Raw genomic sequence first — 8822 nt, forward strand, 5'->3', positions numbered from 1 at the left:
GTCTTTATTATCCTTGTTAACAAATGACAGCGCTGTCATTTGTGTTTCCCCTAAATTAAATGAATTAAGATTTGAGGGCTCCACTTCTATCATTCTGCCCAGTGATAGGGGCCCTCAATTAGCTAACTAGGTTTAACCAACTAAGTTGAGCAAAGCGCTTAATCAGGCAATAAAAAATTATTGCCTGAACTTTTTTGTTACTACTTTGTAGTCGCACTTATCAGATCCGACCTCTCGAATAATAAACTTTTCTTACATATTTAACTTTACAGATATTATTTACCCTGTGTTATAGTATTTCTATCGCGAGCCCTTTAATTACAAGGGGTTATGTTGTTTTTTTATTGCGTTTGTAAATAAATTGTTCTCTTTTGTTATATATGAAAGGGTGAAATTGTTTAAAAAATGCAAAAAAAATTGTAGCGATATTGTAATTTTACGTGTAAGGTTTGTTAGTAGATGACAACGCTGTCATCCTCACTGGGCAGAAAGTGAATTAAACCAAAACAAAATGATTCAAGGGGAATCCTGTGTTAGCTAAAAATTTCAAAAAAAGCTTATTAGCAGTTAACATCGGTTTAGCAATGGGCGCTGGTTTTTCAGGCGTTGCTGTTGCAGCTGATTCAGAAGTTCAAGCAAAAGAAGATGTAGAAGTAATTGAAGTACGCGGTATTCGCCGTTCACTAGAAGCTTCTCTTAATACAAAACGTTTCTCTGACTCTGTAGTAGATGCAGTTTCAGCAGAAGATGTTGGTAAATTTCCAGATAGCGATGTAGGTGAAGCACTTGGTCGTATTTCTGGTATCGCTGTTAACCGTGCATTCGGTCAAGGTCAGCAGGTTTCAATTCGTGGTGCATCTGCACAATTAACACGTACACTTCTTAACGGTCACTCAGTTGCTTCAACTGGTTGGTACGACCAACAAGCTATCGACCGTAGCTTTAACTACACACTTCTTCCACCTGAAATGGTTGGCGGTATCGAAGTATACAAGTCGTCACAAGCTGACGTTGTAGAAGGTGGTATTGGTGGTACTGTTATCGTTAATACACGTAAGCCGTTAGATTTAGATGCAAACACTATCTACGGTAGCGTTAAAGCTGACTACGGTACAATTTCTGAAGAGACAGATCCTGAAGTTTCTGGTTTATACAGCTGGAAAAACGACAACGAGACATTTGGTGCATTAGTTGCTGCTGCTTACTCAGAAACTAATTACCAACGTAACGGTATCGAATCACTTGTTGGTTGGGGTGACATCGTTCCTACAACTTTCCAACAAGAGCGTGAGCGCACAGCAATCAATGCTGCGTTCCAATACCGTCCAACTGACAACCTAGAGTTCGGCTTAAACATCATGAGCCTTGAGCTTTCAGCAAACAACGCAAACACGTCGTTATTTGCTATTTTCCCAGATGATAAAGAAGCTGCATGTGAATCAGTAAATGCTGATGGTACATGTACTTTCTACCGTCGTACAGGTACTGGTGCAAACCCTGGTTGGGCGCAAACATGGGGCCGTGCAGGCTCGATGACATCTGACACTGTTGACTTCGACTTTAAATATGTTGGCGAAAACTTTGAACTTGAAGGTCGTGTAGGTAATACACAATCTGACGGTGGTACAGATCTTACTTCAAACTACGGTTTCTGGTTAGGTACACCAGCTGATTACGCGGGTACTTATGATGCAACTGGTGATGTAATTAAGATTGATATTGCTAACAAACACTTCACTGCAGATGACTTCCAAGGTCAGTTATCTTCTGCTGGTTGGGCACTTAAAAAGCAACCTAACTCTGATGAAGAAACATATGCACAGTTTGACTTAAAATTCCCAGTTGATTTTGGTGCTATCACTGCAATCAAAACAGGTTTCCGTTGGGCTGATCACGATGTTAAACAAGAAACTTACACTGCAAACTTAGTTGATAGCATCCCAGCATACGATGCGTCACACTACTATTCAGGCACAGTTTCTTCAGGTGCAGGTTTCACTCTACCTAACCCTAACCTAGACCAAATGTTAGCAGATGGTTATGCAGCAATTACTAGCTTCGATAACACATCAATTGCTTACAAGTCTGGTTACGGTACAGTAAACGAAGAAAATATTTCACTTTACGCTATGGCTGATTTCTCAGGTGAAGGTGTACGTGGTAACTTCGGTATTCGTTATGTTTCAACTGATGCATCATCTGATTACTATGCACTTGATGCGCAAGGTAACTATGCAAATAGCTTAAGCACTGATACTGCTGATTACAGTGAAGTATTACCAAGTGTTAACGTTGCATTTGACCTAACGCAAGACGTAATCTTACGTTTCTCAGCAGCGCAAGTAATGTCACGTGCTAATTACACTGATATGTTTGCAGCTTCTACATTAGCTGGTTATGAAGATGGTACGTTAGGTAACGAAGTTATTACTACTGGTAATATCGGTCTTGAGCCATTCAAAGCAACTCAAGCAGACTTAGGTGTTGAATACTACTTTGATGGCGACGGCATGATCAGTGCTACTTACTTCATCAAAGATATCTCATCATTCACTAAGGTTGACCAAAAGCTTAACCAAAGTGTTGGTATCATCGACCCTGATACAGGTCTAGATAACTGGACTGTTGCAACTAAAGGCACTGGTTCTGGTGGTGAAATCCAAGGTCTAGAGCTACAAATTCAAGATGGCTTCGAAAATGGTTTTGGTTACCAAGCTAACTATACTTACGTAGATTCAGAAGCGCCTGCGGAAAACTTCCCAGACCGTATCGAACTATTCTCTGATTCTTCAGATCACACAGTTAACTTAGTTGGTTACTATGAGACTGAAACATACAGTGTACGTTTAGCGTATAACTGGCGTTCAGAGTACATGGTACGTGAATTACCTGGTTTCTACGGTAACCGTGAGCACCAAGACTACGGTACACTTGACCTAACAGCTAAGTACTCTGTTACTGATTACCTAGACCTAACATTTGAAGCTGTTAACATCACTGAAGAAGACAGCATCCAAATTGGTACTGCGACAGGTGATGCAGAAGTTAAAGCTGACCTTCGTAACGGTTACCCAGCGTGGAGCTTCGAAGGTGAAGCACGCTATAAAGTGGGTGTTGCTTTCCGCTTCTAAGCTAAAAGTTAATGCTTATAAAAAGTTTTTTATGTTCTAAACTTTGGTTTGCTGGCTTATACCAAAGTGATGTGCTGAGCCTTTTTCCTAGTCTTATAGCAATACAAAAGATTAATTTAAACGTTTAAAAAACGAATTAATCGAGGTACGACTATTCGGACTTTTTTTATCGAATTCAACACGCGCAGTAACAGATGGACTGTGTAAAATATTGCCAGAGTAAATAACGACACGGTTAGGCTTGGCTTCTACACTGTGCACTTTCTCAAATACCTCGTTAGACTGCTCAATGTATCCTTTTGCCTTCGATGATTGATGCTGTTTTAACATCTCCAAAATTATTGGTTCATCATTTTTCGAAAGCATTAGGTTCTTACTATTCCGATAGCGATAAAAATTGGTGCCACCTAACTCATTGCCGGATAAATAGTGCACCGCTGCCATATCTTCACGTAGCAGAGAATCATAGTGTGGCATGGTTTGCATGGGTGAAAGTTGGTCAGGTTTAACCGTAATTTTTGATAACCAGCAGCGAGCAACTTGATGTTCTACACTCGATGGAAAAACTCGCGATAAAAGCGACGAGAACGCGTGATAGTAGGGGGCTGGCATTTCGTCGCGACTGCCAGGATAGAGCGTCCCGTCTTTTCCTGGAGGCTGATAATAAGCGGTGTTGTTAGCATAGTTAATGATTTTATCTAATTCATTAAATGCATCATCAATTATTATAATTTTATGGTCTGTGCCTGAAATATATGATTCAGACACAACAAATTGTGTGTTGATAGAGAACAAAATAATCCTTTATTAAATAAATAGTCAGGTCCCTTGACTAATAATTAACAATTAATGATTAATCACTGTTAAGGGCATGAGAGTGCGGTTTGAAATGTGTTGATTGTTGCTCACAGTAATTATCAATATCAGCCACATTTGCGGTTTTAACTGATTGGGGCAGTGCGTGAGCTGATTGGGTAAATCTTCCCTTACCTGCAAGCAAACAATACCAACTTGGTGAAAAATACATTACTTCCGCATTTAACTTTTGTAATGTACTTTCGAACTGGCTAGATGGATCATCCCAAGACATGAGAATTTTTGATAATTTTTCTGGAGATTCAGCAGCTCGGTTGTCTCGCCAATAAGCGCTGTCATCTCGGGTGTTTAATCGATAATGGGCACTGATATAGTCCCGAATCGCGTCATAAACAGTATTGATCTGCTGGTTAAATGGTTCTTGCAGTGTTGTTATATCAGCGCCTGTTTCTATAGTTTCAATAAAATGTTCAACAGTGTATTGAATACAGCTTAATGCTGTGGCTTCTAACGGTTCAATAAATCCTTGTGATAATCCGACACCGAGCACATTTAAATGCCAGTGTTTGGCAACACGCCCTAAACGCATTTTAATATGACGTGCTTTAATATCATCGCGCTCACTAATACCTAAATAAGCACGTAATTCTGCTTCAGCATCTTCAGGCGAAATATATTTACTACTATACACATAGCCATTACCGTTTCGGTTTCTAAGCGGAATTGTCCATGCCCAACCAGCACTTAATGCGCGAGAAACCGTTTGTGGAGAAATATCGTCATCTGTTAACGTTTCGGTTGGAATAGCAATAGCACTATCATTCAATAAATAATCTTCGTAAGAAATAAAAGGCACCTTAAGCGTTTTTTGTAGCAATAAACTGGCAAAACCTGTGGCATCGATAAATAAATCGCCGTTGATGGTTTTACCACAGCTTAATGTTAGGCTTTGTACACCCTTATTATCATTATTAACAACGTCTACGGTGCCAATAATGTGCTTTATACCTAGCTTAATAGCGCGATTTTTTAAAAATTCCCCTAACTTTTGCGAATCAAAATGATAGCCATAATCTAGCTCTTTATTTTGCGGTTTTTTGAGTTTAGGGCTGAGATTATTTTTAGCTAGTTTAGCTTGTAACCAGTAATGATTTGGCCTTGTTTGAATGTCATACCCTTGGCGTCTTACGTTACAGTTATGGATAAACGCTTGGCCTGTCTTCCAATCGTGATCAGAGTAAAAGGGATGAAAATATTCGTTTTCTTCTAAATGTGAAGTCCAATTTGGGAAGCTTATGCCACACTTATAAGTCGCATTACAAAATGGCATCCATTCATTTTCGGCGATTTGTAGCTTTTCAAAAAAATATTTTAACGAGGGAGTAGAGCCTTCACCAACGCCAACAACGCCAATCATGTCGGATTCAATCAGGGTGATTTCAACCCCTTTACTTGCCCAGCTGTGATGTAAAAGACTTGCTGCCATCCACCCAGCTGAGCCACCGCCAAGTACTACTATTTTCTTTGGAATTGCCATACCGTATTTACACCTTGCTTAAGCCAAATTGCTTGATTTTGTTAATAACTGTTAGGTTATCTTCCAAATAATCAGATAACTTCAAAGCGTGGTTTTGAATTAACTCAAATTGTTTTGAAGCGTTTTCAGGTGCTTGATAACGATAAGCGGTATCCCCAATCTCGGTCGGGTAATTCATCCCGTATAAAACGTATAAATAATTTTCTAAACGAAACGCATCAAAACCGCGTTCAAAATCATATAAGCTTGGAATATGTGTGCGCCAATGCTCAAGCTTTTCTTGTAATTCTAAGGGCCAACTAACCGTATCACGATTATCACGCCAAAATGCGGTATCGTCTCTGTCTGATACGGCATAATGCATTTTTATAAAGTTAATGACGCCTTGCCATAAACCATCTACATAGGAGTTATAGCGTTTTTCAGCTGCGGCTAATTGTGATGTATTGGTAGGGAAGGATTTAGCAAGTAATTTAGCGGTCGCATCAAAAGCGAGCAAGCCAGTTGCTTCAAGTGGTTCAACAAACCCTTGAGATAATCCAATTGCAACACAGTTTTTATGCCAAAACTTTTCACGATGACCAATTTTCATATCGATTAAGCGTGGATTTATTTCATCTACTGATGTGTTTAAATATTTGGCAAGCGTGGCTTTTGCTTTATCTAAAGTGCAATGCTTTGATGAAAATACATGACCTATGCCGCGTCTGGTTGGCAGCGCTATATCCCATATCCAACCAGCATCACATGCCGTTGCAATAGTCGAAGAGGGAAGTTTAGGTTGTTCGCTGTCATATGGGACTTGAATAGCAAGTGCTTTATCGACAAACAGCACATCACTTTTTTCAATAAACGGAATATTTAATGCTTGCCCTAATAATCGGCTGCAAAAGCCTGAACAATCAAGGTAAAAATCAGCGTTAAATACGTCACCTTGTAAACTAATTAGGCTGTTAATTTCGCCGCTATCGGTAAGTGTCACATCTTCAATATGTGACACAAGATGCTCCACACCGAGATTCTCAATCGCATGGTGTTTAAGTAAATCAGAAAATTTATAGGCATCTAAGTGGTAACCATAAGCTGCTTGCCCAGCATACTCTGGGTCGGTAATGGCCTTAGGAGATTTATGATTATCACACAACAGTGCTTGGCGACTCATGGCATGAGCAAATGGCATTACAGGGTTTTGTAACCAAGCCGCAACACTATCATTATCTAAGATAGGGTAGTCGAAAGGGTGGTAGTAAGAGTGCATTTTGCCATCGACTGGCTTCATCCAGTTATCAAATTGAATGCCTTGTTTAAAGGAAACATCGCACTCTTTAATAAATTTTTCTTCACTGATACCAAATTCTTTTAGTGTATTTCGCATCAAAGGCACAGTACCTTCGCCCACGCCAATGGTTGGGGTGTCGGGAGATTCAATCACGGTAATCTTAACACCTTGTCGCTCTTTAGGTTTTAGATTAATTGCGAGATGATTAGCAGCCAGCCAACCGGCTGTACCACCACCTAATATAATAATTGATTGAATCGGCTTTGTTTGCATTTTGACACTACTTAATAAATGACAGCGCTGTTTTATTGTTATCAATTAGACACAAATTGTCGCTTTTTGTCACCCGTTCCCTTGAAAAATAATTGTTCGTCCTTATATCGTTTTGTAATGAAATGTTAGGTAAAGAATAGACGTTTACATACATTAAAAAGAAACGAGGTTTTTACTTTCTTTTTACAATCAAAACCGCTAGCCTAGCAGCACTATTATAAATAATTAGAATCCTATTGGAGCAGTAAGATGACGGACGTAGTAAAGCCTCTTCATAATGTTGAACACAAAGATGTTAAAATTAAAAATGGTTTCAACACAGACCTAGTTAAAGATCAACATTTAGTACCAGTTGTTGCACACGAATTTGCGCGTGTAGCTAACGAATACCCAATTGTTTTTGTTAAAAACAACGAAACAGGTGAATTCCAGCCAGTTGCAATGCTTGGTTTAGAGCCAAACGAAAACTTATTTGTTAAGGATGGGAAATGGCAGGGTGCTTACCTTCCACACGCACTTACGCGTTACCCATTAGTACTAAGCAAAAACCCAGAAAACGAAGAGCAACTATTTGTTGGTATCAATGAGTCAAGTGACCTTGTAAACAAAGACGAAGGTAATGCCCTTTTCGATGAGAAAGGTGAAGAGACAGATTACCTTAAGCGTCGTAAAGAAGGTTTAATTGCTTTTGTTGAATTCTCGCAAGTAACAGCGGCATTCACAAAATTCTTAGCAGATAAAGAGCTACTTATCGCACAAACTCTAACGCTAGAAATCAAAGGCGAGAAACGCGATATCAACGGTATTTACCTAATCGATGAGAAGAAGCTAAATGAAATGGCTGATGAAGAGTTCTTAGAGCTTCGTAAGCGTGGCTACTTACCACCAATCTACTCATTCTTAACGTCAATGCCTCAAGTTAACCGTCTTGCACGTCTTAAAGCAGAGCAAGAAGCTTAATTGAGCTTATGAAACGTTAATAAAAAAAGCGCCCATTGGCGCTTTTTTTTATGCGTGTGTATTTAGTTTTCTTTATGCGCTTTAAGCATTGAATAAAGTTCATCTTTTAAGTGTAAACGACGTAGTTTCTGCTTTTCTAAGTACGCATCCGTGGTATTTTCAACCCCTTCCTCGATGCGGATCACTTCATGATCCAGCTCATGATACTCTTTGAATAGTTTAGAAAAGTGCGCATTTGTCATTTTTAATTCGCGAATTTCTTCATTAAATTCAGGGAATTCATGGTGCATGTCGTGTTTTTCGATAAACATGGTTGTTAATCCTTATTGGGCACAGTTAATACAAGTTTGTACATAGGGTAATGCGTTTAAACGCTCGCTTGATATTGGGTTATCGCAACGGCTACAGATGCCATAGCTGTCATTTTCTAAGCGAGTGATGGCCGCATTGACCTGTTGAAGTTCTAAATTTGCTTCGTGACGAATACCATCGAGCACTTGGTCGTTTTCACTTTCAGTGGCTTGTTCAGCAAAATCTTGCGAACGACCTTTTTTAAAGTCAGAACCAATAGCATTAATGCGTTTACTTAGTTCGATTTGCTTTTCTTTAAGCTCAATTAAAATCGCGTTTTTGTTCATAACGCCTCCTATTCTTTAATTATTAATCTACGCTGCTGTGATGCAATTGCGTTGATCTAGAACAAAAAAACACTGTGTTTATGCGGTTCATCGAAAATGCTTGAAATTGACGCGTTTGCCTTGCAAATTGCCTAGAGCGTGTTGACCTTTGCTGTCTATTTCTGCAGCAGCTTGTTTGGTATTTAGAC

7 protein-coding genes are annotated in these 8822 nt (G+C 39.3%); 2 read left to right on the forward strand and 5 right to left on the reverse strand.

Annotated features, from left to right (window positions below; genetic code table 11):
• Positions 1–530 precede the first annotated feature (530 nt).
• On the forward strand, positions 531–3131 hold the full coding sequence (locus tag ON073_RS08940) for a TonB-dependent receptor (RefSeq protein WP_274761541.1): 2601 nt from the start codon (positions 531–533) through the stop codon (positions 3129–3131).
• Positions 3132–3242: 111 nt separating this feature from the next.
• On the opposite strand, the gene ON073_RS08945 is transcribed toward ON073_RS08940, so the two are convergent.
• Genes ON073_RS08945 through ON073_RS08955 form a run of 3 tightly spaced genes read right to left on the reverse strand, consistent with a single transcriptional unit; the run spans position 3243 to position 7036 of the window.
• Positions 3243–3926: a DUF6445 family protein gene (locus ON073_RS08945; RefSeq protein WP_274761542.1), complete on the reverse strand. Its 684-nt coding sequence runs from the start codon at positions 3924–3926 to the stop codon at positions 3243–3245.
• A 58-nt stretch (positions 3927–3984) separates the two neighbouring features.
• On the reverse strand, positions 3985–5484 hold the full coding sequence (locus ON073_RS08950) for a tryptophan halogenase family protein (protein ID WP_274761543.1): 1500 nt from the start codon (positions 5482–5484) through the stop codon (positions 3985–3987).
• Between the two features lie 7 nt (positions 5485–5491).
• A complete protein-coding gene (locus ON073_RS08955; protein WP_274761544.1) occupies positions 5492–7036 on the reverse strand; it encodes a tryptophan halogenase family protein in 1545 nt (514 codons plus the stop codon).
• 249 nt (positions 7037–7285) lie between these two features.
• On the opposite strand from ON073_RS08955, the gene ON073_RS08960 reads away from it, so the two are divergent.
• On the forward strand, positions 7286–7996 hold the full coding sequence (locus ON073_RS08960; protein WP_274761545.1) for a SapC family protein: 711 nt from the start codon (positions 7286–7288) through the stop codon (positions 7994–7996).
• A gap of 62 nt (positions 7997–8058) precedes the next feature.
• Here the strand turns inward: ON073_RS08960 and ON073_RS08965 are convergent, their stop codons facing one another.
• Both ON073_RS08965 and ON073_RS08970 read right to left on the reverse strand, forming a co-directional pair.
• Positions 8059–8307: a YdcH family protein gene (locus ON073_RS08965; protein ID WP_038641193.1), complete on the reverse strand. Its 249-nt coding sequence runs from the start codon at positions 8305–8307 to the stop codon at positions 8059–8061.
• A gap of 12 nt (positions 8308–8319) precedes the next feature.
• Positions 8320–8634 carry a TraR/DksA family transcriptional regulator gene (locus ON073_RS08970; RefSeq protein ID WP_274761546.1) on the reverse strand — a complete coding sequence of 105 codons (315 nt, stop codon included), beginning with the start codon at positions 8632–8634 and terminating at the stop codon, positions 8320–8322.
• Positions 8635–8822 lie beyond the last annotated feature (188 nt).

This window comes from Pseudoalteromonas sp. G4, from assembly GCF_028875915.1.
Classification (GTDB): domain Bacteria; phylum Pseudomonadota; class Gammaproteobacteria; order Enterobacterales; family Alteromonadaceae; genus Pseudoalteromonas.